Here is a 24,234-nt window from a genome sequence, read left to right on the forward strand (position 1 = left end):
TCCGCCGCTTCCCGGTGGCTGTTTTCCGGCCGAATTCGGGCGGATCGAAGAGGAATAACGAATTCACCGGCGAGGTCTGATCTTTTTGATTCCCCTATCGCCGGGCGGTGCGACCTGCGTAGGCTTCCGAGCGGTTGGGGTGTGCGTTCACCCCGCCTGAAATTTTCGTACCGGGGGAGCGGGAGTCCTGTCGGATTCGCCCGCGGCGACGCGATCGAAATCCGAGGGGGGAGAAAAGACCCGCCGGAGCTGGAGAGGATGTCTCATGCCCGAGATCGACCTCGGAGTGGCGACGGACTGGAACGAGGGCGACACGCACGGCCGCGTCAGGTTGCGGCAGAACCAGGTCTACCCGAACGCGCCCGCCAAGCAGGACGTGCTGATCAGCGGCCCGAACAGCATCGAGCTCGCGGTGAACTCGAACAACTCGCTGACGCAGGAGGCGGACAAGATCTATTTCACCACGTACCACGGCACGACGAAGAAGATCATCGCCGTGCTCGACTCCGACGGCAACCTGCATATCGCCGGAAATCTGATCACCGAGCAGAAGGACCTGTCGTACTAGCCGGCACACCCAGGCGCGGCAGGTAATTCTCGGGAGATCGAATTCCCGGGCGATCGAATTCCGGGTCCGGATTTCCGGGCGGTGAACTGTTTTGCCGCGCCCGATTTCGCCCGGGCGGTGAGATCGGCACATCAGGTACGAGTACGAGGTCCGCGGACCGGAGCATTCGCTTCCGCGTCCGGCGGCCGGTGGGGGCGGCGCTTCTCGACGCCGTCCCCACCGTCGTTCCGGTACGGCGCTACACCGCTACGCCGCCGGCGGGGGGCAGGTCGAGGATCATGTCGAGGGACGGCGCGCCGTCGGGGCCGGGGAACGGGCGGCCGACGGTGCGGAAGCCGTGCTTGACGTAGTAGCTGATGGCGCGGGGGTTGTCGGCGAGTACGCCGCCCCACAGGATGATGCGCCGCCGGCCGAACCGGCGGGCGACGTCCGCGACGAGCGGAAACACCCGCGAGCCCACGCCCTTGCCCTGGTGGTCGTCGGCGAGGGTCGGGCCGAAGCGGCAGTCGGCGGGCGTCAGGCGGATGCCGGCCCGGCGGTAGCGGGCGACGTCGCCCGGCGGGAGGTCGAGGCTGAACTCCATCAGGCCGACGATCGTCCCGGACGAGGGCGCGGGGCCTGCTCGGGAGGCGTCGAGGACGAGCCTGAGTTTGTCGTGGCGTGCGATTGCGGCACACAGTTCGCGGGCGGCGTCGAGGTCGTACCCGTCGAAGGTGCTCAGTCGCCGGGTCTCCGCGGACAGTCCGGCGAGGAACGCGGCGAGTCCGTCCGCGTCGCCGTGTTCGAGCGGCCGCAGGATGAGGGCGGTGCCGTCGTCGCGGTCGAGGGTGTACGTGAGGATCGCCGGGTCCCGCGCGACGTTGCCGAGTCGCAGCACGGGTCAGCCGACCCGAGCCGGGCTCGAGGCGTCGGCCGAGGTGGCTGAGGACGCCGGGGCGGCCGCTGCCGGGGTGCCGGGGGCGGGCCCGCCGGTGACGGTGTCCCATGTGGCCATCGCGAGGTCGGCGGTGCGGGTGAGTTCGGCTCGTGAGGCACCGTCGCGGGCGCGGATGGACAGGCCCTGGACCACCGCGACGTAGTAGGCGGCGACGGCCGACGTGTCGGTGTGCGGTGGGAGGTCGCCCTCGCGTACCCCGCGTTCCAGGCGCAGCCGCAGGTCGCGCAATCCCTCGTTCCGGCGGGTGGCGAGGAGGTCGCGTACGGCGGCGTTCGCGTCGGTGCAGTTGGTGGCGGCGACCACGAACATGCAGCCGGCGGGGCCGTCGTCGTCCGCGGTACGGGTGTTGGCGCGCAGGATCGCGGCGACGGCTTCGCGGGCGGTGGGCTCGTCGGTGAGCGCGCGGTCGACGGCGGCGCCGAGGGTGGCGTCGTAGAGGGCGACGGCTTCGCGGAAGAGCTGCTCCTTGGAGCCGAAGGCCGCGTACAGGCTGGGCGAGGCGATGCCCATGGCGGTGGTGAGGTCCCCCATGGAGGTGGCCTCGTAGCCGCGCTCCCAGAAGACGCGCATGGCGCGTCCGAGTGCGGTGTCGCGGTCAAAGCTCCGGGGGCGTCCAGCTCTCACCATGGGTATGTCCTTCGTTCAGGACTTCTGTGTCGTTCCTTCAATATATCGCTTGACGTGGGCAGATGTGCCGTGGAAGCGTTCTGTGTCGATCAACACAGAAGTCGCCGTGCGGCGACCGCGCCCCCGCGCCGCGGCTTGCCCCTGACGACTGCGAAGACCAGCGCGCGACAACGACGCGCGACAACGACGTGCCACGCAAGTTGCGACAAGACCTGCGATGACACGACCTGCGAAGGAGCCTCCGATGGCCGTGCCCCACGTTTCCGCCGCCGAGCCCACCCATGTGCCCACCGACGCGACGTACCCCGCGGGCGGTGTGCTGGTCGGCAAGGCGGCACTGGTCACCGGTGGCAGCCGGGGGATCGGTGCGGCGATCGTGCGCAGGCTCGCACGGGATGGCGCCGACGTCGCGTTCACGTACGTCAGTGCGGCGGGCGAGGAGCACGCCCGCAAGGTCGTCGCCGATGTCGAGGCCGCCGGACGCCGGGCGCTGGCCCTTCGTTCCGACGCCGCCGACCCGGCCGCGGTCACCGCCGCGGTCGACCGGGCCGCCGCCGGGCTCGGACGCCTCGACATCCTGGTCAACAACGCGGGCGTGTTCCCCAGCGGCCCGGTCGAGGAGGTCTCGTTGGCGGAGGTGGACCACACGATCGCGGTGCACGTACGGGCGGCGTTCCTGGCCTCGCAGGCGGCGGCGCGCCATCTGCCGGACGGCGGCGGGCGCATCATCGGCATCGGCAGCACGCTGGGCGAGCGCGTGCCGTTCGCCGGCGTCACCCTCTACGCGATGAGCAAGGCCGCCCTCGGGGGCCTCACCCGCGGACTGGCCCGCGACCTGGGGCCGCGCGGCATCACCGTGAACGTCGTGCACCCCGGCTCCACCGACACCGACATGAACCCGGCCGACGCCGCCGACGCGGACTTCCAGCGCGAACTCACCGCGCTGGGCCGCTTCCTCGACCCGGACGACGTCGCCGCAACCGTGGCCCACCTGGCAGGCCCCGCCGGCCGCCACATCACCGGCGCGGCCATCACCGTCGACGCGGGCGCCAACGCCTGAGAGTCGACCAACGCCGAGAACGACTTCGAGGAAGCCGGGGACGTCGAGGCTCCGCCGCACGGGCGGACCGAGGACTTCCGGATGAGGGCCCGACTGACGGTGGTCGCGTTGTTCGAGGGGGCATTGCGCGGGGATACCCCCCACCCCTATGGTCCTCATATGAAGACTTGTTCATATGAGGCAATGAGGGGTGCCCGGTGACCGCCCCGCAGCCCGACGCCGACGCCGCGTGCGCGGTGCGCGTCGTGGACGCCGACCGGGTCGCGGCCGTACGCGAGGCGCTGCCCGACGAGGGCCGCGTCGCCGACACCGCGGCGGTCTTCGCGCTGCTCGGCGACCCGGGACGGCTGAAGCTGCTGGTCGCGCTGCTGGAGGGCGAGATGTGCGTCTGCGACCTCGCGGCGGCGTGCGGGCAGGGCGAGTCCGCCGTGTCCCACCAACTGCGGCTGCTGCGCGCACACCGCGTCGTCACCGCCCGGCGGTCGGGGCGCATGGCGTACTACCGTCTTGCGGACGCCCACGTGCGCCTGCTCCTCGACGTCACCCTCGCCCACCTCGAGCACGCCGGGCCCGCGGACACCGTGGCGACCACCGCGGCTGCCGCGGCGCCGACCCGCACGGGGGGTGCGGACCGATGACGTCGACGGACAACGTGCCAAACCAGGGCGGTCAGCGCCACGACGACCACCGTCACGGCCATGACGACGGCCACAGCCACGCCGCGGGCTACGTCCCGGACGACGTCCGGGACGGCAACGGCCGCCGCGCGGCACGCGCCAAGAACACCCGCTCAGGCGACCACTCGCACGACCATGCGCACGGCGACGGGCACGCCGGGCATTCCCACGGGGTGTCGCCCGACGCCGACCGCCGCTACCTCACGGCCGCGCTGGTCCTGATCGGCGGCTACATGGCCGTCGAGGTCGTGGTCGGCGTCATGGCCCAGTCCCTGGCGCTGATCACCGACGCGGGCCACATGCTGACCGACGCCGTGTCCATCGTGCTGGCGCTGGTCGCGATGCGGCTGGCGGCGCGGCCGGCGCGCGGGCGCTGGACGTACGGCCTCAAGCGCGCCGAGATCCTGTCGGCGCAGATCAACGGCATCACGTTCCTGCTGCTGGTGGTGTGGTTCACGTACGAGGCGATCCACCGCCTGATCGACCCGCCCGACGTCGAGGGCGGCCTCGTCGTGATCACCGCCGTCGCCGGGATCGCGGTCAACGTCGCCGCGGCGTGGCTGATCAGCCGGGCGAACCGGTCGAGCCTGAACGTCGAGGGGGCGTACCAGCACATCCTGAACGACATGTGGGCATTCATCATCACGACGATCTCCGGCGTCGTGGTCATGACCACCGGCTTCGCCCGCGCCGACGCGATCGCCTCGCTCGTCGTCGCCGCACTCATGCTCAAGGCCGGGCTCATGCTGGTCCGCGAGTCGTGGCGCATCCTGCTGGAGGCCGCCCCCGCGGGACTCGAACCGGACGAGATCGGCGGCGAACTCGCGCTCCAGGACGGCGTGTCCGAGGTGCACGACCTGCACATCTGGACCATCACCTCGGGCTTCCCCGCCCTGTCGGCACACGTGCTCGTGGACGCCGGACACGACTGCCACGCGGTACGCGACCGCCTGGAACGCGTACTGCGCGAACGCTGGCAGGTCGAACACACCACCCTCCAGGTCGACCACGCGCCGCCCGGCGTCTGGGAGATCGCCGAGGGACCGAAGGCCGAAGGCGCCACGAGCGCCGATCCGTCGCACTGCGCGGACCCACACGGCACGGTGCACCGCGCGGCGGGCACGCCCCGATGACGACGTGGTGCGCGCAGCCTCCGGCTCGGCGTGCCTAGACTCCGGGGGTGGACGTGACCCAGGGCGCGGCGGACGGCCGTACTCACGAGGACAGCCCGCCGCGCCCTGCGGCCGACGGCGGACAGGACGCCGCGCTCGACGCGGTGGCGGTGCTCGCCGACCCGGTGCGCCGCGCCCTGTACCGCTACGTGGCCGCCGCGGGGCGCGAGGTCGGCCGAGCCGAGGCCGCCGAGGCGGTCGGGGTGCAGCGCACCCTCGCGGCGCACCACCTCGACAAGCTGGCCGAAGTGGGCCTGGTGGAGGTCGCGTTCGCGCGCCCGGCCGGGCGCAGCGGGCCCGGCGCGGGGCGGCCCGCGAAGCTGTACCGGCCGGCGGCGGGGGAGCTGTCGGTGTCGGTGCCGCAGCGGGCGTACGACGCAGCGGGCCTGGTCTTGGCCGAGGCGCTTGAGCGGCTGCGCGCGGACGACGCGGTGGCGCGCGCGGGTCGTGAGGAGGGCTACGCGGCGGGACTTCCGTTCCGGGCCCGGGCCGCCGCGGGGTCGGGGAGTGTCGCGGAGCAGGGCGTACGCCTGGCCGAGGCACTGCGCGCCCGCGGGTACGAGCCCGAACCCGACGCCCGGGACGCGCGTGACGCACAGGACGCCGAGTCGATCCAGGGGACCTGCCGGGACGCGGAGCACGGGCCGCTGCCGAGTGCGCTGCGGCTGCGGAACTGCCCGTTCCACCGGCTCGCCGAGCAGTTCCCGCCGCTGGTCTGCGGCATGAACCTCGCGCTGCTGGAGGGCCTGGTCGAGGGCGCCGGTACGCCCGCCTGGCGGCCCAGGATCGCCCCGGCGGGCGACGGCTGCTGCGTGGTCCTGGAACCGGCACCCGAGTCGGCCTGAGCACGCCACGCCGCAGGACCGCTGGTCCGCCGGGTCCGCCCGGCCCGACGGGGCCCAGGAGCCGACGGACGTACCCGGCCATGCGCGCCACCACCCCACCCCGTCACCCCACTCGCCACGTCGCCCAACGGGACGCGTCGCGGCTCCGTCGCCGTGCGCGCGCGGGGCGCCCGTGCGCCCCGAGACGGGCATCGTCCACCACCTGATTTCTAAAAACAATGGAGATTGACATACCGCCGCGCGAGATGGTGACATGACGCCCATGCCGAACACGCCTGCCGACACGGCCCCGATGCCCGCCTCCGCCGCCACGCCGCACCCGTCGGGCGAGCCCGCCGAGGGGGCCGCCGCCGCGTACCACGTGGCACAGCTCAACGTCGCCCGCCTGCTCGCCCCGATCGACTCGCCGCAGCTCGCCGACTTCGTCGCCGGTCTCCACACCGTGAACCTGCTCGCCGAGTCCTCGCCGGGCTTCGTGTGGCGGCTGATCGGCGACGAGAACGACCGCGACGCCACCTACGTGCCCACCGTCTTCGACGCCGACGTCCTGGTGAACCTGACGGTGTGGGAGGACGTCGACTCCCTCTGGGAGTTCGCGTACCGCGGCCACCACCTGGAGTACCTGCGCCGCCGCAACGAATGGTTCGGCGACATGGGCGAGCGCTACCAGGTCCTGTGGTGGGTCCCCGTAGGAACCGAGCCGACCGAACGCGAGGCCGCCGACCGCCTGGAACACCTCCGCACCCACGGCCCAACCCCCGAGGCCTTCACCTTCCGTCAGCGCTACCCGGCGCCCGCCACACCCTGACGCGCCGGAGGACGCCCGCGTGGACCGAGTTCGCGGGAGGTTGACGGAAGACCGTCCCGCGCGCCCGGCGTGCACCTGCGAGCCTCGCGCCATGAGCGGACCAAGCGGACCGAGCGGATCGAAGTGCACAGGGTTCGGGCGCGTCGACCTGGAGCGGGGGGTGCGGGCGTCTGGAGCTGTACGCAATCGCCATCACGTGAGGGCGCGACCGGCGACGCCCCGGCCGGCAACGGTGCCCGAGGCGTACGTAACTTCCGGTTCCCGACCGGCAGGAGCCCCGCGCGCCTAGGCTGCGAGGTGACAACGCGTCCGTGGGCCGGGGGGCCTCGACGGACCGGCCGGGCACCGCCGCGGCCGGGACCGGGACGCGCATCTCAGGGGGGACCTGATGAGCGGAACTGGTTGCTCTGCCACGCCCGGAAGCGGCTCGGGGAGCGCGGGGGACGGCACCGACGGGCCGGGTCGCAGTCTGCGGACCCGGCTGTTCTTCACCGCATGGAGCACCGCCGTCGTCGTCAACGTGCTGATCGTGCTGGTGGTCCTGGCCAAGGTGACCGACTGGTGCGACACCGACTGCGAGGGCAGCGACGTCTTCCAGGACAACGTGGGCGCGGTCCTGTTCGGCGGCCTCCTCATCGGCGCGTGGTCGGGCATCTGCGCCGGGTTGTTCGCCGTCGCGCTGCCGAACCGCCTGGCCGCGGTGCGCGGCGTCGCCCCGCTCGCGGCCGTGGCAGGGCAAGTGGTCGGCTACCTGACGATGGCGCCCTGGTGGCTGCGGCTCGCCGTCACCGGCCCGGAGGCCTGGGAGCTGCACAGCCTGATCCTGTTCCCGCTCCCCGAACTCGCCGTCGGCCTGGCGGTGTTCGTGGCCGTGTCCCATGCGGCGCGGCGCCCGGCCAGGCCCCTCGTACGGGCTGGGAACGGGAGCACGTAGACAGCCGGGGGAACGAGCGGAACCGGGAACGGTCTGCGGGGACGGGAGGCGCAGGGGACGAACCGGCGGCGACGACCACGCGGCTAGCGGCGCGTCCATTCGGGTTGCGCGAAGTCGGCCGCGCGGGCGTCGAGGCGGCCGAGCAGCACCACCTCGCGGAACTGCCACAGCAGCGCCCCGGTCGGGGCGTGCATCACCATGTCGGGGCGCAGCCACATCTGCAGCAGCGGCGGGCCGCCCGGCTGCGGCAGCCAGCGCGGCGTGTCGGGGTCCGCCAACCGCGTCAACTCCACCGGATACACGGCGTGGACCTCGTGGTTCGGGGTCAGCACGACAGGACCGGCGACGGCCGCCACGATCGGGGTGATGGCGAAGCCGGAGGTGGCCGGGAAGTCGTCCAGACGCCCCAGCACCGCGTCCTCGCCGAGCAACAGGCCCAGTTCCTCGGCGAGTTCGCGCAGCGCAGCGCCGACCGCGGACTCCCCGTCGTCCACCCGGCCGCCCGGCAGGCCCCACTGGCCCGCGTTGCGGCCCCGGTACGCCCGCCTGATCACGATCACACATGCCACGCCGTCGAACTCCGCCGTGCACAGCACCACCGCGGCCCGGCGCATCCCCGGCGCGTCGGCGACCTCGGTGTGCCGGAAAGCCGCGAGCCGCTCCCGTGCCGTCGCCGCGAACTCGCCCACACCCACGCCTGCGCTCATGCCCGGCCCCTCTCCGACGGGATCATCAGGCTAGTGCGCGCCCACCGCGGAACGCCAAGAGGTCCGCCAACCCGACGTCCGGGCCCGGCCGACACGGCACCCAAGGCACCGCACCCGAAAGAACACCCCGAAGGACAGGTGAGGGAACATTCGAAAGAACACGCGCAACAACGCCCGCCGCAAGGCTGACACAGCGCCAAAAACCGTGCTCTGCGAGGCAATAGCCCACCGGGTTGGTTGCCCGAACGGAGCAACGAGCCAATAGGATCATCGACCGTGGGCCACCGGCCCGCCCGCGCGTGCCGGTCAGCACACCCAGGCAACCCGGCACCACTTAACCCCCGGACGGACAACGCGAACCCATGTCCCACCCCTCCGCCCAGCACCCGCACGACGGCGTCACCGGTACCGTGCAGCTGAACCACACCGTCGTCCACGCCGCCGACCCCGCGCTTTCGGCCGAGTTCATCGCGGTCGTGCTCGGCCTGGAGGTCGGCGCCCGCTTCGGGCCGTTCCTGCCCGTCGACCTCGGCAACGGCGTCACCCTCGACTACTACGAGATGCGCGACGAGCCGATCCAGCCGCAGCACTACGCCTTCCTCGTCCCGGACGAGGCGTTCGACGCGATGCTCGCCCGCCTGGACACGCTGGGGATCGTGTACTACGCCGACCCGGGCCACACCGAACTGGGGCGCACCAACGACCTCTTCGGCGGGCGCGGCGCGTACTTCGACGATCCCGACGGCCACAACATGGAGATCATGACGCGGCCGTACGCCCGCCCCTAGCCCGCTTCTAGCCCGTGCCCGCAGTGCCCGCAGTGCCCGCGGTGCCCGAGGCGTCCGCGGCACCGGCGAGGTAGCGGCCGCGCGAGAGGGTGTACACCTTCACCCGCTTCCCGTACGCCGGCACCACCGTCTCGCGTTCCTCGGCCATGCCGAGTCGGCGCATCACCTGCATCGAGGCGGTGTTGCGGACGTCGCAGATGCTCACCACCCTGGGGAGCCGGGCGTACGCGAACGCGAACCGCAGCACCTCACGCGCCGCCTCGGTGGCGATCCCGAGCCCCCAGTACGCGCGGCCCAGCCGCCACCCGATCTCCACCGCGGGCATGATCTCCGGCAGGAACTCCGGCTCCGCGAGGCCCACCCAGCCGACCAGCGCGCCGCCGGATCCACCGCTGCCGGATCTCCCGCCGGGCACGCCACCCGGCCCGACGCCGGGCATGTCACCGGGCCCGCCGCGCAGCTCGACCGCGAACAGCCCGAACCCGAGGGTGTCCCAAGCCTGTTCGTACGCCGCTATCGCGGCCGCCGTCTCCTCGCGAGTCCGCACCCCGCCGTCGCGGATGAACCGCATGACCTCCGGGTCCGCGTACATGGGCGCCAACGCCTCGACATCGTCGGCGCGCCACCGGCGCAGCAGCAGCCGGTCCGTCTCGATCTCCATCACCACGCCCCCATGCTCCCGCAGGCCCCCGCCGCCGCGTACACGCCCCTCCTCCGCACACGTGCGCGCGCGGAAGCGCACGCGCACCGCACACGGAAACGCCGGTGGGCCCGCACCTCTCGGTACGCGCCCACCGGCGTTTCGCCCCGCACAGCAGGGCGGCGGTCACTGCCAGACGAAAGCCGGACAGTCGACGTCAGCTCGGCGTCAGGCGGACGCCGCCCGCACCGCGCGCAGCCGCTCCGCCCGCAACTGCTCGTGCCAGCGGTCCTCCAGCGGCGTCAGCGGCACACCCGTCGCCCAGGTGAGCAGCAGGTCCGCCAGCGCCGGATTGCGGGACAGCACCGGGCCGTGCATGTACGTGCCGATCACCCGGCCCGCGAACGCCCCTTCCGTGCCGTCCTCCGTACCGTTGCCGAACCCGGCCGTCACCCGCGCGAGCGGCTTGACGCCCGGGCCCAGGTGCGTGACGCCCTGATGGTTCTCGAACCCGGACAGCGCCGGGAGCCCGAGCGTCGGCTCGACGTCGGCCAGCACCTCGCCGACGCACCGCCGGCCCACCGGACCGCGCCCCGACTTCACGTCCAGCAGCCCCAGGCCCGGCTCGACCCGGTCGAGGTCGTCCACGAACTCGTGCCCGATGATCTGGTAGCCCGCGCACACCGCCAGCAGCGTCGCACCGCGCGCGACCGCCTGCCCCAGCCCCGGGTCCTTGCGCAGGCGTTCCGCCGCCAGCCGCTGCGGACGGTCCTCGCCCCCGCCGATCAGGTAGATGTCGCCGGACGTCGGCACCGGCTGGTCCGACCGCACGTCGATCCGCTCCACCTGGATCCCGCGCATCTGCGCGCGGCGCTCCACGATCAGCGCGTTGCCCTGGTCGCCGTACGTGCTCAGCAGGTCCGGGTAGATCCACACCAGCCGGAGACTGCTCATCCCGATCACGCCTGGGCCTCCTTGATCGTGCGGCGCAGCTGCTGGAACGCCGTGTAGTTCGCGATGACCTCGATCTGCCCCTGCGGGGCCGCGGCGACCGCGCTCGCCAGGTCCTCGTGGACGGTGAACGTCAGCCCGGCCACGTCGAGGCGCACCGCGAGGTCCAGACGGCGCTGCCCGAGCACGAACAGCGGACGGCCGGCCAGCTTGGTGTAGTCGACGTCCCACAGCCACGAGGTGTCCTTGCCGTCCGCGTCGAGCGCGTTGACGGACAGGATGACCGGCGCGGGCGCGGGGTCGATCAGCGAGAACGTCTCCAGCCAGCCCGCCGGGTTCTTCGCCAGCAGAAGGCGCAGGTTCCGGCCGCCGTACGGCACGATGTCGTACCGGCCCGCGACCGCCGTGACGTGCTTCATGCGCGCGAGCGCCGCCGCGGTGTCCACCCCGAAGACGGACGCGACCGCGGCCGCCGTCGTCGCGTTGGCGCGGTTCGCCCGGCCCGGGAGCTGGAGTTCGAGCGGCCACACGCGCCCGTCGGGGTCGACCATCTCCTCGCCGACCAGCGACCACGTCACCTGCGGACGCCGGAAGTCGCAGTCGCCGCAGTACCAGTCGTCGCCGGGACGGTGCATCACACCGCCGCAGGAGGGGCAGGACCACGAGTCCTCCTGCCACATCTGGCCGGCCGCGACCCACACCACGTCCTTCGCGGACGACGCCGCCCACACCACGAGCGGGTCGTCCGCGTTCGCGACCAGGACGGCCTCGGTGCCGCGCAGGCCCTCGCGCCACTTCTCGGCGAGCATGCGCGTCTCCGCGGCCCGGTCCAGCTGGTCGCGCGACAGGTTCAGCAGCACGATCGCGATCGGGTCCGTGTCGCGCGCGACACCCGACAGGTACTTCTCGTCGACCTCGATCACGCCGAACCGGGCGTCCCCCGCACCCGCGAGCGCGGAGGTGATCCCGGCCGGCATGTTCGCGCCCAGCGCGTTCGACACCACCGGACCGGCCGCGCGCAGCGCCTCCGCCACCAGCCGTGTCGTGGTCGTCTTGCCGTTCGTTCCCGAGACCAGCACGACCTGGAGATGGTCGGCGAGCTGCGCCAGCAGGTCGGGGGCGATCCGCAGCGCGATTTTCCCGCCGATCACCGAACCGCTGCCCTTGCCGGCGCGGCGCGAGATGGCCGCGGTCACCCGGCTCGCGGTCACCGCCAGTTTGGACCTCGGCGGCAGCGCGTCGGGTCCGCGCGAGGGCCCGGCGCCCTGGCCCGGGACGGGGGTTCCTGTCATCGGATGCGTATCCTCCAGCGGTCTCGCCTGCCGCCGACACCCAGGCCCGTGCGACCGGGCGGCGGCCGTTCCCTCGGCCCCCCGCGTCCGGCGGACAGGGCACGGACACGGGAGCCCCGCCCGGGTGCGCCGGTCCGCACGCGACGCCCTAGGCCGTTCGCGCGCGGACGGCCGGGCGCCGTACGGCACCTGACACACCCTCGGAGGTCCGCACCCGGTCCTGCCGCCGGGGCGGGGGATCCGTATACGTCGCGTCAGCCTATCGAGATTGGCCCCCTGAGGTGGGACGCCGCTCGGGCACGACGACCGGCGCGACCACAGGCGCGACACCGGCCGGGTCCGACGGCCCAGCGGTCCTGCCGAGCCGACCTGGCCACCTGGAGCCCCGCGGACCCAGGGTGGGAACCCGGGGCCGACCGTTGGCGGGGTCAGCCGTTGTAGGGCGCGGCGACATCCAGGACCCAGGTGACCCCGAAGCGATCGGTGAGCATGCCGTACAGCGGCGCCCACGCCGCGGGCTCCAGCGGGCGTACGACGCCGGCGCCCGCCGACAGCTTCCGCCACAAGGCGGCGATCTCGTCGGCGTCGTCGCCGCGCACGGAGACGAAGAACGGGCTCTCGCCCCGGCTCCAGGGCAGGTGCGAGGGCACGTCGTACGCCATCACGTGGAAGCCGTCGGCGCCGGCCACCTCGCCCCACATGATCCAGTCGGCCTCGCTCTCGTCGTGGACGCTTCCGGCGTCCTTGTAGGTGACGGCGACGCTGCGCCCGCCGAAGACGGATTGGTAGAAGTCCAGCGCCTGGCGTGCGTCGCCCCGGAAGTTCAGGTGGGTGGTGGTCGTGACGGACATGGCTGCGTCTCGCTTTCGGTGGGGTGTGGGTGCGGGGTGGGCGCCCTCACGCGGTCGTTCGTGCCGGTGCCGCAGCGCCGCCCGGTTCCCCAACCGTCGCAGCGGTAGCGGACAGGTTGTGTCCTGTACTGAGGGCAGACTTATGTGCATGCATAAGACGTCCGCACGGCTGCTCGCGCTGCTCTCCCTGCTGCAAACGCGCCGAGACCGGTCGGCCTGGGCCGGATGGCCGGGCGACGACCTCGCGGAGCGGCTCGGCGTCACCCCGCGCACGGTCCGCCGTGACGTCGACCGCCTGCGCGAACTCGGCTACCCGATCACCGCGGTCAAGGGCCCGGCGGGCGGCTACCGCCTGGATGCCGGCACGCACCTGCCCCCGCTGCTGTTCGACGACGACCAGGCCGTCGTGCTCGCCCTCGCCCTGCGGACCGCGTCCGCGGCCGCCGGCACCGCGCTCGCCGACGACGCGGCGCGGGCCCTCGCCACCGTCCGGCAGGTCATGCCGCCACGGCTGCGGCACCGCATGGACAACACGGTCCACGTCACCGCCGTCCCCTCGGCGCCGTACGAACCCGCGGGCAACGGCCCGGACACTCCACCCGCCGGCACCCGCCTCATCGCGGACCTGAGCGCCGCCGTCCACGCCCGCGAGGAACTGCGCTTCGACTACGCACAGGCCACCGCGGGGGATCGCGGAGGGGAGCGGGCGCAGGGACAGGGACCGGAGCGCCGCCGCGTACAGCCCCATCACCTGGTGGCGTGGCGCGGCCGGTGGTACCTCCTGGCCTGGGACCTCGACCGCGAGGACTGGCGGACGTTCCGCGCCGACCGCCTCCACCCGCGTACGCCGACCGGACCGCGCTTCACCCCGCGCGAACTCCCCGGCGGCGACGTGGCCGCGTTCGTCACGGGGCGGTTCCGCGGCTCCGGCGGCACGACCGCCGACTGGCCGTGCCGGGGGCAGGCCGTCCTTGCCCTCCCCGCCGCCGAGGTGATCCCGTACGCGCACGACGCGGTCGTCGAAGAACTCGCCCCCGACCGCTGCCGGGTCGCGCTGGGCTCCTGGTCGTGGCCCGGCCTGGCCGCCGCCTTCGGCCGCTTCGACGCGGACATCGAGGCCGTCACCCCACCCGAACTCGCCGACGCCTTCGCCCAACTCGCTGCCCGGTACGCGGCCGCCGCCTCCCGCCGAGGCGCGTCCCGCTGACCCGTGTGGTTTTCGGTCGAAGATCACGGCCCGCGACATCAGACATCTGCGGAAAATGTGGTGACGAGCGGCTCTCGGCCCGGCGCGTAACCGGAATCAGCGGTTCGCCCGCACCGCGCGTTCTGGGCGGGATATCCCGTTCCGGCCATTCGGAGACCGGGCACGCCTGTCCGGCGGCACGTGTCGCCCTACGTTTCCAGCCGCCACTGCGGCGTCGAGAAACCCAGTTGGCTGGTCAACGCGCCTGGCAGCGCCCGGTTGTTGTCCATTGGCGCGGGTGCGGGCACTGTCGGGCGGCCGATCCGGCTCCCGGCCCGGGCGTCGACGGCCCGTCAGCGAGGATGCCGATGACCAGGAAAATCGTGTGCCTGTTGGCTGCCTGTTTTCTGACCCTCCTGATTCCGCAGTCGGCGCACGCCGACGTGATACCAGGCACGTACAAGAAGATGTTCACCGGCAACTGGAACTGTCTGGACGCCGTGGGCCAGACCAACAACCAGAACGGCGGCGGAGTGCAGCAATGGGAGTGCCTGCCGCCCGAGCAGGCCCTCAACCAGATGTGGTACGCCCAGAGCCTGGGCTACGACCTGTACTGGCTGCGCAGCATGGGAAGCGGCTACGGACAGCGCTGCCTGACCACCGACGGAACGTCGAACGTGTTCCTGTGGGACTGCCAGGCCGACCCGGGGTACTCCGGGCAGCAGTGGCACTCCCTCGCCGGCGGCAGCGGAGCGCTGATCAACCAGCGCACCCAGACATGCCTGACCCTCGCTCCGGTGTCCACCTGGCCCGGCAACGGCAGTGCGATCTACCTGGCGCCGTGTCAGTTCGAGCTTGTGAACGGCAACTGGAGGGCGATCTCCAGGCAGCAGTTCAACGCGGTCTGAGCCTTCCGCCGACAGGCGGTCCACTCACCGCTCACCCTCGCCGTCGGGCCCCGCACCCCACAGGTGTGCGGGGCCCGACGGCGAGCAGCCCGAAACCGTCCGCGAAGCGCCGTTCCTCCGCAAACAGGACGGGCGCTGGACGGGCGCTGGACGGTCACCCACGAACACCACTCGTTCCCGATGACGCCCACGCCTGACGCCACCACGGAGACGGCGGATGCGACGGCGGCGGACCGGGACGCCGCGGACCGACGCTCCGAAACCGAAATCCGCGACCTCCACCACTGGTGGTTCGCCCACACCGCCGGCAAGGACCTCGACGCGATGATCGCCGACAGTGCCGAGGACGTCGTCGCGTACGAACAGGAAACGCCGCTGCGCCACACGGGCGTCGCCGACCTCCGTACGACCTGCAAGGCAGGCCTCGACGCCGCCGGCGACGCCACCGTCCACTGGGACGTCCCCGACCTCACCGTGGCCGCGCGCGACGACCTCGCCGTCGCCTGGGGCCTGGACCGCATCCGCCTGGCGAACCCCGGCGGCTCGGCCACCGAGGCCTGGTCCCGCGCCACCCGCGTCTTCACACGCCGGGGCGGCCACTCGCGGATGACCCACCAACACCTGTCCGTCCCCTACGACGGGCAAACCGCGCGGGCCGCCCTCGACCTGACGCCGTAGCCCGGTCGGCCGCGTTGGGCGGGGCCGACCATCCGGGGCGATTCCCCGGGACGATGCCCGGGCCGGTCCTCGGGCCGGATGGACCGGCTAGGAGATCGTTCCGGCCGTGTCGTCGTCGGCGCCGCCCAGCGCCACGGCGACGGCCGCGTCTGCGACCGCGAGGGCGCCCAGCACCACCATCCACGCCTTCTCGCGCCGGTCCAGCGCGCGCCACCGCCCGACCGTGCCCGCGCCGTCGGACACATCGGCGGCCACCTGGAGCCACGCCCACTCGGCGGCGCCCTTGCCACCCCGGTCCAACGCGTGCCACCAGCCCGCCGCGACCACGGTGTCGCGTACGCCCAGCCCCCGCGACAACGCCGACGCGTCACCCACCCCCGCGGGCCGCGCCGGAAGCAGCCGACCCGCGGCGTGCGGCGCCACCGCCTGCACCACGCCTACGGCGATCCGGCCGGCCGCCAACAACCGTGCGGCGCCCAGCGCCTGACGGGGGATCGGCCGCGAACGGTGCCGCGCCACCGCCCGCGACACCACCGCCGAGGCGCCCGTCGCCACCGTCGTGGTCACCTTGGCTCCGGTGGCCTTCGCGGTGGCCGCCTGTCTCGGCGCGACCACCCTGGCGACCGTCGTACCGCCAGTACCGCCCCCCATGTCGACCGCCCTTCCCTCCGCTGTACCCGCTTGTACTCGCTGACCGACCGTTGCAGCCGCGACCGACAAACGAACGCCGGCCGACGACGTCGTGCGTCGTCGTTCCTCCGCCCCGTACGGGCCACTGTGCCGAACTCGGGGCACCCGGCGCAGCCGGATTCCCCTCACCCTTGCGAGGACACCCCGCACCGTCCCCGCGCGGGGACGTGGGCTGTCACTTCACTCTGTGAACCGCCAGGCCGCGCCGAAACGCCCCCAGCCCCGGCAAACCGTCCGGTCGCGGCGGGAACGCCGAGCCCGCGGCGCGCGACCCGCCGACGGGACAGGGGGGCACAGGACAGGAAGTACAGGGGGGCGGGGTAGGCGCAGCAAAGTGCTACGCCCGACGCGCGCCCACCGGCCGGTACACGACCAGCCGGCGCCCCTTCGCGATCCGCAACTGCGACGCGCCCGGCCGCACCTCGCCGTCCACCGCGAGCGGCGCGCCCGCCTGAATCTCCGTCAGGCGCATCGCCCGCGCCGTCGACGCCTCGTACACCCGCGAGCGACCCAGCGTGCCGGACAGCACCGCGGCCACCAGCCGGATACGCGCGGCCGGCTTCGCGGCGTCGACCAGGCGGACGTCCAGCAGGCCGTCGTGCAGGTTGGGCCGGTACGCGGGGGCGAAGCCCGGTGGCGCGTACGCCCCGTTGCCGAGGAACAGCAGCCACACCGACCGCGCCCGCCCGTTGACGCGCAGCTTGACCGGCCGCGCCTCCTTGAGCACCTCCACCAGGCCGACCAGCATCGCCGGCCACTTCCCGATCCGCCCCTCCATCGCCTCGCGCGCCCGCACCAGGTCGGGGTAGACGCCCAGCGAGAACGTGTTGAGGAACACCTCGGGGTCCATCCCACTCAACGGCCCGAAGTCGTAGGTGCGGTCGCGCGCGATCTCCGCAACGTCCACGAGCACCGCCTCACCCGCACGCACCGCACGCGCGGTGTCCTCCAGGCGCTGCAGGCCCAGGTCGGCCGCGAAGTGGTTCAGCGTCCCGGCCGGGAACACCGCCAGCGGGCAGCCGAAGTCCAGCGCGACCTTCGCGGCGGCGTTGATCGACCCGTCGCCGCCCGCGATGCCCAGCACCGCGGCCTCCGACGCCGCCTGCCGAAGCAGCGCCACCAGGTCCGAACTGTCGGGCTCGTCGCCGTCCGCGCCCTCGGCGGCAGCGGGAGCCGTACCGGGTGCCGTACCGGGGGCAGCGTGCGGGCCCGGCTGCGGCGTACCGCCCTCGGACGCGACGTCCTCGCCGTCCCCGTTCGCGGGGGCCCCGCCGTCCTCGGCGTCCGGCTGCGGCACCCGTTCGAGGATCGTCGCCAGCGGCAGCAACTCCCGCAGCCGGGGCGCCACCTCGCCGTCCGGGCCCGCCGAGGCGTTCACCACGACCACCAGGCCCTCGCCGCCGTCCAGCGCCGGCACCCGGACCCTGGGCTGCGGCGCGAAGGCGGCCACCACCGGACGCCGCGGCCACCACCGCAGCGTCACTGCCGCCAACCCCGCACCCAGCGCCGCGCCGGCCAGCACATCACCCGGGTAGTGCACCCCCGTGTACACCCGGGAGAACGCCACACCCGTCGCGAGCACGCCGGCCGCCGCACCGAGCGACCGCGACTCCAGCGCCACACCCGTCGCGAACGCAGCCGCCGACGCCGCGTGCCCCGACGGGAACGACGTCGTCCACGGCTGGCGCGGCAGCCGGCGTACGTGCGGCACCAGGTCCAGCACCGGACGCGGACGCCGCGTCCAGTTCTTCAGCACCACGTTCGTCACCGTGGACGCCAGCGCCACCGACCCCAGACCGCGCAGCGCCGCCCGCCGCCCCGACCGGCCGCCCGACAACGCCATCGACCCGGCCGCGACCATCCACAGCCGCGACCGGTTCGCCGACCGCGACAACGACGGGAGCGCGCGGTTCGCCCACGGGACGTGGTGCGACGCCACCCACGTGAACGCCGCCTGGTCCATCGCGTGCACGCGGCCGAGCACGCCCGGCTTCGTCCCGGAGACCGTCGGGGCGGACCCGGCCGCGCTGGCCACGCCCAGCGCACCCGCGACCCCCGCCGCCACCCCGGTCACCGCACTGCCGACCGAACTCGCCGCCTGGCGGCGCAGCGCCGCCACCGAAGGGCCGTTCAAACCCGCCAGCCCATGCCGCGCCCCATCCCGTGCTCCACTCCAGACATTGGTCAGCGTGCCGTTCAATGCACCGTTCAAGGCGCCGCCCAGCGCGCCGTTCACTCGGCTGCCGCCATTGGCCGCGGCCCGGGCGGCCCGCGTCGCCTTCGCCGCCTTCGCCGTTCGTGCCGCCGCCGCGGCCGTGCGCCGCGTCATCGGGCGAGCGCCTCGGACAGCCGGACCAGGTCCGCGCGGTACTCGATCACCGGCTCCCACTCCGCGGGCCACGCGGACATGCCGTACGCCGCGCCCGCGAACGCCCCCGCCAGCGCCGCGATCGAGTCCGAGTCGCCGGACGAAGCGGCGGCCCGGGCGAGCGCGTCCACCGGGGCGTCCTCGTACATCAGGAAGCACAGCAGCCCGGTCGCGAACGCCTCCTCCGCGACCCAGCCCGCCCCGGTCACCCGGCACGGGTCGCTGCGCCGGTCCGCGAGCACGAGCGCCGCGTCCAGCCGGTCCAGCACCGCCAGGCACTCGTCCCAGCCCCGCTCGACGAACGCCTCCGGCGTCGTCCCGAACGGCCCCCGCCACAGCTCGTCGCCCAGCCAGTCCCCGTGGTACACCGACCGCTGCGCCTCGGCGTGCGCCCGCAGGTACGCCGGGAGGTCCTTCGGCGCGACCCCCGCGCGCAGGGCGTGCACGGCGGCCGCGGTGAGGTCCGACGCCGCGAGCGCGGTGGGATGGCCGTGCGTCATCGCGGCCTGCAACTGGGCGGCGCCGCACCGCTCGGCCTCGCCGATGCCGTCCACGAGGGCGACGGGAGACACCCGCATGTTGGCGCCACAGCCCTTGGACCCGCGGATCGTCGCCCACGACCACTCCACGCCGTCCGCGAGCGCCTCGCAGGCGCGCAGGCAGGTGTTGCCCGGAGCGCGGTTGTTGTCGGGGGAGGCCCACCAGGTCAGGAAGTGCGTGCGCAGGCGCGGGGTCAGCCGCTTCGCGTCCAGGCGCGGACCGCGGCCGCCCGCGACCGGGCCGTCGGGCACGGCGCCGGGCGAACCGCCCGGCGAACTGTCGGGCGTATTTGCGGGAGTTCCGGTGGGCTCGCGCGAGGAGTCCGCGCCCAGGACGTCCGCGAGTGCCTCCGCGACGGCCAAGGCCATCTGCGTGTCGTCGGTCACCAGCGCCACGCCGCCGTGCACCGGGAGTTCGCGTGGGCCGGGGACGTCGTAGCGGCGCATGATCTCCGCGTACGAGAGGAACTCGGTCGGCGCGCCGAGCGCGTCCCCGTACGCCAGCCCGAACATCGAGCCCGCCACCCGGTCGTACCCCACACGCACCCCTCCGTCGTGTCCGTCGTCTTCGCCGTATGTGTCATGTGTGTCGTCTGCGTGATGCGCGTCGTGCGCGCGGCGGCGCCGCGGCCCTCCGGAATCTGCCCCGACAGCGAGACTGCCACCGAACCGGCCCGGCATGCCCAACCGGTCACCGGCCCGACCGCCCACGAGCCCAACCGCCGCAGCGTAACGCCCGGCCCGCCCGGACGCGCGCCGCGCGGGCCGCGCCCAGCGCGCCGGATGTCGGTGCCGATCCGCGCTCCGGGCGCACGCGCGGCACATTTCACGCATAACAGGAGCCGCCACGGGCGAAGAGTGGTGCATGGACGTCCTGAGCAGCCGCATCCTGCTGCGGCCCACCGACCTCGAACGCACCCGCGCCTTCTACCGCGACGTCCTCGGGCTCGCGGTCTACCGCGAGTTCGGTACGGAGGAGCACCGCGGCACGGTCTTCTTCCTCGGCGGCGGCTACCTGGAGGTCTCCGCGGGCTCGGACACCGTGCCGACCCCGGCGACCCAGCTCTGGATGCAGGTCCGCGACCTCGCGGACGCCCACAAGACCCTCGCCGAACGCGGCGCCGAGATCCTCCGCGAGCCGCGCCGCGAGCCGTGGGGCCTGGACGAGATGTGGATCGCGGACCCGGACGGCCTGCGCATCTGCGTCGTCGAGGTCCCCGAGGACCACCCGATCCGCTACCGCCCCGGCACCTGAGCGGGGCCGTACGGAAGCGGCCTCGGGGATGCGGCCGTACGGAAGGACTGTCGGGCAAGGCTGTCGGCCAGGTCCGCGCGGGACGGGTCGGGACTACTGCCTGTCCGCCGACTCGGCGTCGGCCCCGTTGCCAGTCGCGGTCCCGGCCCCGGTCGCCGCCTCGCCGGCCTCCGCGGCCGCGGCCAGCGCGGTCGGCAGGGCGCCCCACAGGAGTTCGGTGAGGTAGACGGTCAGTTCCGCGCGCTCGCACGGCCGTTCGTCCAGCCACCAGTCGCCGCAGGCCTGCACCATGCCGACGATGCCGTGCGCCCACGCACGCGCGAGCACGCCCGTGGCGCCCACCGGGTCGAACGAGCGCGCCAGTTCCTCGCCGACGCGCCGCTGGTACGCCGTCACGTGCCCGTGCACGTCCGCCGACTCGGCGCCCGCCCGGTGCAGCAGGAAGCGGTACACCTGCGGGTTCGCCTCGATGTGCGCGAGGTACGTGTCGATCGTCGCCTGCACGCGCGCCCTGGGGTTGTCCGAGCGCCCAGGGTCGACGGCGGCGCGGATGGCGAGCGCCAGTTCCTCGGTGTGGCGCTCGGCCAGTGCCCGGTACAGGCCGTCCTTGTCGCCGAAGTGCCGGTACAGGATCGGCTTGGTGATGCCGGCCTCGGCGGCGATGGTGTTCATCGACGCGTCGGGGCCGTCGCGCATGACCACGCGGTCGGCGGCGTCGAGGAGTTCGAGGCGGCGGAGCGCGGAGCGTCCGCTCGCGGGCCCCGTGGCGGCGGCTCCGGATGCGGCGGCGCCCGTGGCGCCGACCGCGGTGCCGTGCGTCGTCCCTGTGCCCGTCCCCCTGCCCGTGCCCGTTCCCGCGGCGGAACCGGTGGCGGCTTCGTTGTGCGTCATGCGACCCTTCGCCGAACCCTCGCTCGTGTGGTACGCGTCGTGCTTCGAGGCGCCCCGGCCTTGACAGACGTTACCAGGAGTAACACACTGCGGGTTACCCGCCGGTAACAGCCAGGTGTCCCACCCCAGCGTCCCACCCCGCACACCACCACGACACCTCCACCCCACCGCCGCGTCCGCACGGCCCGCACCACGCACCGCGTACCGCACCACCGGCAGCCACCGGCGCCCCGGCCCCGGACCCGCAACACCCGGCACGGCATCACACCACCAACCACCGCAGGGAGCCAGACCCGATGAGCGCATTCTCCCTCCAACTCACCGACGACCAGCGCACCGTCCGCGACTGGGTCCACACCTTCGCGGCCGACGTCCTGCGCCCGGCCGCCGCGGAATGGGACGAACGCGAGGAAACCCCCTGGCCCATCCTCCAGGAAGCCGCCAAAGCCGGCCTCTACTCCCTCGACTTCTTCTCCACCCAGGCCTTCGACCCCACCGGCCTCGGCATCCCCCTCGCCATGGAAGAACTCTTCTGGGGCGACGCCGGACTCGGCCTCGCCATCACCGGCACCACCCTCGCCGCCGCCGGCGTCGTCGCCAACGGCACGCCCGACCAGGTCGCCACGTGGGCGCCCCAGATGTTCGGCACCCCTGAAGACGTCAAAGTCGCCGCCTTCTGCTCCAGCGAACCCGACGCCGGCTCCGACGTCTCCGCCATGCGCACCCGCGCCACGTACGACGACATCACCGGCGAATGGGTCCTCAACGGCGTCAAAACCTGGGCCACCAACGGCGGCATCGCCCACATCCACGTCGTCGTCGCCACCGTCGACCCCACCCTCGGCGCCCGCGGCCAGGCCAGCTTCGTCGTCCCGCCCGCCACCCCCGGCCTCAGCCAGGGCCAGAAGTTCAAGAAGCACGGCATCCGCGCCTCCCACACCGCCGAAGTCATCCTCGACAACGTCCGCATCCCCGGCGACTGCCTCCTCGGCGGCAAGGACAAGCTCGACGAACGCATCGCCCGCGCCCGCGAAGGCGCCCGCTCCGGACGCACCAACGCCGCCATGGCCACTTTCGAGTCCTCCCGGCCCGCCGTCGGCGCCCAAGCCGTCGGCATCGCCCGCGCCGCGTACGAATACGCCCTCGAATACGCCAAGACCCGCGAACAGTTCGGCCGCCCCATCATCGACAACCAAGGCGTCGCCTTCACCCTCGCCGACATGCGCACCCGCATCGACGCCGCACGCCTCCTCGTCTGGCGCGCCTCCTGGATGGCCGCCACCGGCCAACCCTTCGAAGCCGCCGAGGGATCCATGTCCAAGCTCTATGCCGGCGAGACCGCCAAATGGGTCACCACCAACGCCATGCAGATCCTCGGCGGCAACGGCTTCACCCGCGAGTACCCCGTCGAACGCATGCACCGCGACAGCGCCATCTACACGATTTTCGAAGGCACTTCGGAGATCCAGCGCCTCGTCATCGCCCGCACCATCAGCGGCGTCCCCATCCGCTGATCCCCGAACCCGCACACGTCGAAGGCCGGTACCCAGAGAGGGCCCGGTACGCCGAGAGGGCCCGGTACGCCGCACCACGCGGCGCACCGGGCCCTCGGCACGCACCTGCCGCTCAGCCCCCCAACGGAGGACGCCCGCCACCCGGAGGAGCCGGCTCCGGCTGCGGAGCGGGACCGGGATCCGGCGGCAACGGATCCGGGAACGGGTCGGGCAACGGCTCGGGAGCAGGATCCGGGGACGGCCCCGGACCCGGAGCCGGAAACGGATCAGGCGGCCACGGGCCCGGAGGACCCGGGGGAGCGGGCGGCGGACTCGGCGGATGGGTCACCACAACCTCCACACACACGGACAGACCACCCCCCACGACTCCCCGCATACCCGCCACCCGACCCGCCAACTCCCAGACCCGGAAGTACGACCACGCCATCACCGCGCGGACACGCGTGCCCGACTACCCCGACGCATCCGCCCCCGGCACCGGGGCCACGAACAACGACTGCGCCACCGACCCGAACAGCCCCGCCTCGTCGAACAACCGGGTACGCGCCACCCCCACCCCCGCGTCCCCCAACTCCGTCGCCGACCGCAGGCACAACCACTCCGACACCGGCACCCGCAGCAGATGCACCGACAGGTCCAGGTTCGGCCACACGAACCGCCGCGAATCCAACTCCGCACCGATCCCCGAACCTGTGTCCGCCACCAACACCACCCGCTCCAACGCCCCCAGTGCCTCACCCTCCACCAACGGACGCCCGCACCGCACCCACGCCGTCGCCGGCCCCGGATGGCGGAACGACCCCTCCAGGAACCGCCAGTCCAACGCGCGCCCGTACCCGAACCGCCGCGCCAACGGCCCCTGCGGCTCGGCCGGCACCGGCCCCGGCACCTGCGACGACGCCAACGCCCCCTCGGGCAACCCGGCGACCTTCGCCGCCCGTACCCGCCACAACTGCGCCGACAGGCACACCCGCCCGTCGACACTGAGCTCACCCGCCACCAGCTGCACGCTCCGGCCGTCCCGCACCACGCGCACGGCCACGCGTACCTCACCCACCGGCACCGGCCCCAGGAACTCCACCGTCAGACGCGCCGGAACCAACTCCGGACGGGGCGCCAACCGCTCCAACCGCCCCGCCAGCAACGCCGACGGCGGACCGCCGTGCTGCTGCTCCAGACTCCACGGCCCCTGCGTCAACTCCGACGCCGCAAACCGCTCCGCACCCAGCGGAACAAAAAAGGCCGCACCGGCATTGACCGATTCCGCCGAGACGTCCACCGCGCCGACCACCTCAAACCCCCGTCCGAGACCGACCACCACCAAAACCCGCCACCAGCACCCGCCACC

At 73.3% G+C, this 24,234-nt stretch carries 25 protein-coding genes; 13 read left to right on the forward strand and 12 right to left on the reverse strand.

What is annotated here, in order from left to right; genetic code table 11:
- Positions 1-265 precede the first annotated feature (265 nt).
- Positions 266-568, forward strand: coding sequence for a DUF6342 family protein (locus tag ACWD12_RS35425; protein WP_358355920.1), 303 nt, complete (start codon positions 266-268; stop codon positions 566-568).
- A 238-nt stretch (positions 569-806) separates the two neighbouring features.
- On the opposite strand, the gene ACWD12_RS35430 is transcribed toward ACWD12_RS35425, so the two are convergent.
- The gene (locus tag ACWD12_RS35430; protein WP_450103041.1) at positions 807-1,445 is read right to left on the reverse strand and encodes an N-acetyltransferase family protein; all 639 of its coding nucleotides are present in this window, start codon (positions 1,443-1,445) and stop codon (positions 807-809) included.
- 3 nt (positions 1,446-1,448) lie between these two features.
- On the reverse strand, positions 1,449-2,132 hold the full coding sequence (locus ACWD12_RS35435) for a TetR/AcrR family transcriptional regulator (protein WP_450103042.1): 684 nt from the start codon (positions 2,130-2,132) through the stop codon (positions 1,449-1,451).
- Positions 2,133-2,376: 244 nt separating this feature from the next.
- Here ACWD12_RS35435 and ACWD12_RS35440 point away from each other — a divergent pair, with 244 nt between their 5' ends.
- From ACWD12_RS35440 to ACWD12_RS35465, 6 genes are all read left to right on the forward strand, one after another.
- Positions 2,377-3,192 (forward strand): SDR family NAD(P)-dependent oxidoreductase, encoded by an 816-nt coding sequence (locus ACWD12_RS35440; protein ID WP_450103043.1) that lies wholly within the window; start codon positions 2,377-2,379, stop codon positions 3,190-3,192.
- A 197-nt stretch (positions 3,193-3,389) separates the two neighbouring features.
- Complete coding sequence (locus tag ACWD12_RS35445) at positions 3,390-3,830, forward strand: ArsR/SmtB family transcription factor (protein WP_450103044.1); 441 nt, start codon at positions 3,390-3,392, stop codon at positions 3,828-3,830.
- Positions 3,827-5,002 carry a cation diffusion facilitator family transporter gene (locus ACWD12_RS35450; RefSeq protein ID WP_450103045.1) on the forward strand — a complete coding sequence of 392 codons (1,176 nt, stop codon included), beginning with the start codon at positions 3,827-3,829 and terminating at the stop codon, positions 5,000-5,002. The genes ACWD12_RS35445 and ACWD12_RS35450 overlap by 4 nt, the downstream gene beginning before the upstream one ends.
- Before the next feature lie 47 nt (positions 5,003-5,049).
- The gene (locus ACWD12_RS35455) at positions 5,050-5,886 is read left to right on the forward strand and encodes a helix-turn-helix transcriptional regulator (protein WP_450103046.1); all 837 of its coding nucleotides are present in this window, start codon (positions 5,050-5,052) and stop codon (positions 5,884-5,886) included.
- 253 nt (positions 5,887-6,139) lie between these two features.
- Positions 6,140-6,694 carry a DUF3291 domain-containing protein gene (locus ACWD12_RS35460; RefSeq protein ID WP_450103047.1) on the forward strand — a complete coding sequence of 185 codons (555 nt, stop codon included), beginning with the start codon at positions 6,140-6,142 and terminating at the stop codon, positions 6,692-6,694.
- A gap of 388 nt (positions 6,695-7,082) precedes the next feature.
- Entirely contained in the window at positions 7,083-7,628 is a 546-nt protein-coding gene (locus ACWD12_RS35465) for a hypothetical protein (protein WP_450103048.1), read from the forward strand.
- An 83-nt stretch (positions 7,629-7,711) separates the two neighbouring features.
- On the opposite strand, the gene ACWD12_RS35470 is transcribed toward ACWD12_RS35465, so the two are convergent.
- Positions 7,712-8,335 carry an NUDIX domain-containing protein gene (locus tag ACWD12_RS35470; protein ID WP_450103049.1) on the reverse strand — a complete coding sequence of 208 codons (624 nt, stop codon included), beginning with the start codon at positions 8,333-8,335 and terminating at the stop codon, positions 7,712-7,714.
- A gap of 362 nt (positions 8,336-8,697) precedes the next feature.
- Between ACWD12_RS35470 and ACWD12_RS35475 the strand changes: the two genes are divergently transcribed.
- Complete coding sequence (locus ACWD12_RS35475; RefSeq protein ID WP_450103050.1) at positions 8,698-9,123, forward strand: VOC family protein; 426 nt, start codon at positions 8,698-8,700, stop codon at positions 9,121-9,123.
- A 7-nt stretch (positions 9,124-9,130) separates the two neighbouring features.
- On the opposite strand, the gene ACWD12_RS35480 is transcribed toward ACWD12_RS35475, so the two are convergent.
- The 4 genes from ACWD12_RS35480 to ACWD12_RS35495 all read right to left on the reverse strand — a co-directional run bounded on the left by ACWD12_RS35480 (position 9,131) and on the right by ACWD12_RS35495 (position 12,857).
- A complete protein-coding gene (locus ACWD12_RS35480) occupies positions 9,131-9,784 on the reverse strand; it encodes a GNAT family N-acetyltransferase (RefSeq protein WP_450103071.1) in 654 nt (217 codons plus the stop codon).
- Positions 9,785-9,991: 207 nt separating this feature from the next.
- A complete protein-coding gene (locus ACWD12_RS35485) occupies positions 9,992-10,723 on the reverse strand; it encodes a type 1 glutamine amidotransferase (protein ID WP_358355949.1) in 732 nt (243 codons plus the stop codon).
- Positions 10,723-12,006: a MurT ligase domain-containing protein gene (locus ACWD12_RS35490; protein ID WP_450103051.1), complete on the reverse strand. Its 1,284-nt coding sequence runs from the start codon at positions 12,004-12,006 to the stop codon at positions 10,723-10,725. The genes ACWD12_RS35485 and ACWD12_RS35490 overlap by 1 nt, the downstream gene beginning before the upstream one ends.
- A 428-nt stretch (positions 12,007-12,434) precedes the next feature.
- Entirely contained in the window at positions 12,435-12,857 is a 423-nt protein-coding gene (locus tag ACWD12_RS35495) for a VOC family protein (RefSeq protein WP_358355942.1), read from the reverse strand.
- A gap of 148 nt (positions 12,858-13,005) precedes the next feature.
- Here ACWD12_RS35495 and ACWD12_RS35500 point away from each other — a divergent pair, with 148 nt between their 5' ends.
- The 3 genes from ACWD12_RS35500 (at position 13,006) to ACWD12_RS35510 (ending at position 15,629) form a co-directional block, all read left to right on the forward strand.
- Positions 13,006-14,064, forward strand: a complete 1,059-nt coding sequence (locus tag ACWD12_RS35500) for a helix-turn-helix transcriptional regulator (protein WP_450103052.1) — start codon at positions 13,006-13,008, stop codon at positions 14,062-14,064.
- Between the two features lie 347 nt (positions 14,065-14,411).
- On the forward strand, positions 14,412-14,951 hold the full coding sequence (locus tag ACWD12_RS35505; protein ID WP_358355944.1) for an RICIN domain-containing protein: 540 nt from the start codon (positions 14,412-14,414) through the stop codon (positions 14,949-14,951).
- Between the two features lie 180 nt (positions 14,952-15,131).
- Entirely contained in the window at positions 15,132-15,629 is a 498-nt protein-coding gene (locus ACWD12_RS35510; RefSeq protein ID WP_450103053.1) for a YybH family protein, read from the forward strand.
- An 87-nt stretch (positions 15,630-15,716) separates the two neighbouring features.
- Here ACWD12_RS35510 and ACWD12_RS35515 read toward each other — a convergent pair whose 3' ends face one another.
- The 3 genes from ACWD12_RS35515 to ACWD12_RS35525 all read right to left on the reverse strand — a co-directional run bounded on the left by ACWD12_RS35515 (position 15,717) and on the right by ACWD12_RS35525 (position 19,739).
- Complete coding sequence (locus tag ACWD12_RS35515; protein ID WP_358362608.1) at positions 15,717-16,280, reverse strand: hypothetical protein; 564 nt, start codon at positions 16,278-16,280, stop codon at positions 15,717-15,719.
- Between the two features lie 376 nt (positions 16,281-16,656).
- Entirely contained in the window at positions 16,657-18,453 is a 1,797-nt protein-coding gene (locus ACWD12_RS35520) for a phosphatase PAP2 family protein (protein WP_450103054.1), read from the reverse strand.
- Between the two features lie 191 nt (positions 18,454-18,644).
- A complete protein-coding gene (locus ACWD12_RS35525; RefSeq protein WP_450103072.1) occupies positions 18,645-19,739 on the reverse strand; it encodes an ADP-ribosylglycohydrolase family protein in 1,095 nt (364 codons plus the stop codon).
- 352 nt (positions 19,740-20,091) lie between these two features.
- Between ACWD12_RS35525 and ACWD12_RS35530 the strand changes: the two genes are divergently transcribed.
- Positions 20,092-20,481, forward strand: a complete 390-nt coding sequence (locus ACWD12_RS35530) for a VOC family protein (protein WP_358362612.1) — start codon at positions 20,092-20,094, stop codon at positions 20,479-20,481.
- 93 nt (positions 20,482-20,574) lie between these two features.
- On the opposite strand, the gene ACWD12_RS35535 is transcribed toward ACWD12_RS35530, so the two are convergent.
- Complete coding sequence (locus tag ACWD12_RS35535; RefSeq protein ID WP_450103055.1) at positions 20,575-21,372, reverse strand: TetR family transcriptional regulator; 798 nt, start codon at positions 21,370-21,372, stop codon at positions 20,575-20,577.
- A 296-nt stretch (positions 21,373-21,668) separates the two neighbouring features.
- On the opposite strand from ACWD12_RS35535, the gene ACWD12_RS35540 reads away from it, so the two are divergent.
- The gene (locus ACWD12_RS35540; protein ID WP_358362616.1) at positions 21,669-22,886 is read left to right on the forward strand and encodes an acyl-CoA dehydrogenase family protein; all 1,218 of its coding nucleotides are present in this window, start codon (positions 21,669-21,671) and stop codon (positions 22,884-22,886) included.
- A gap of 451 nt (positions 22,887-23,337) precedes the next feature.
- Here ACWD12_RS35540 and ACWD12_RS35545 read toward each other — a convergent pair whose 3' ends face one another.
- Positions 23,338-24,165: a thioesterase family protein gene (locus tag ACWD12_RS35545; protein ID WP_358362618.1), complete on the reverse strand. Its 828-nt coding sequence runs from the start codon at positions 24,163-24,165 to the stop codon at positions 23,338-23,340.
- Between the last annotated feature and the right edge of the window lie 69 nt (positions 24,166-24,234).

It is taken from the genome of Streptodolium elevatio (assembly GCF_053592165.1).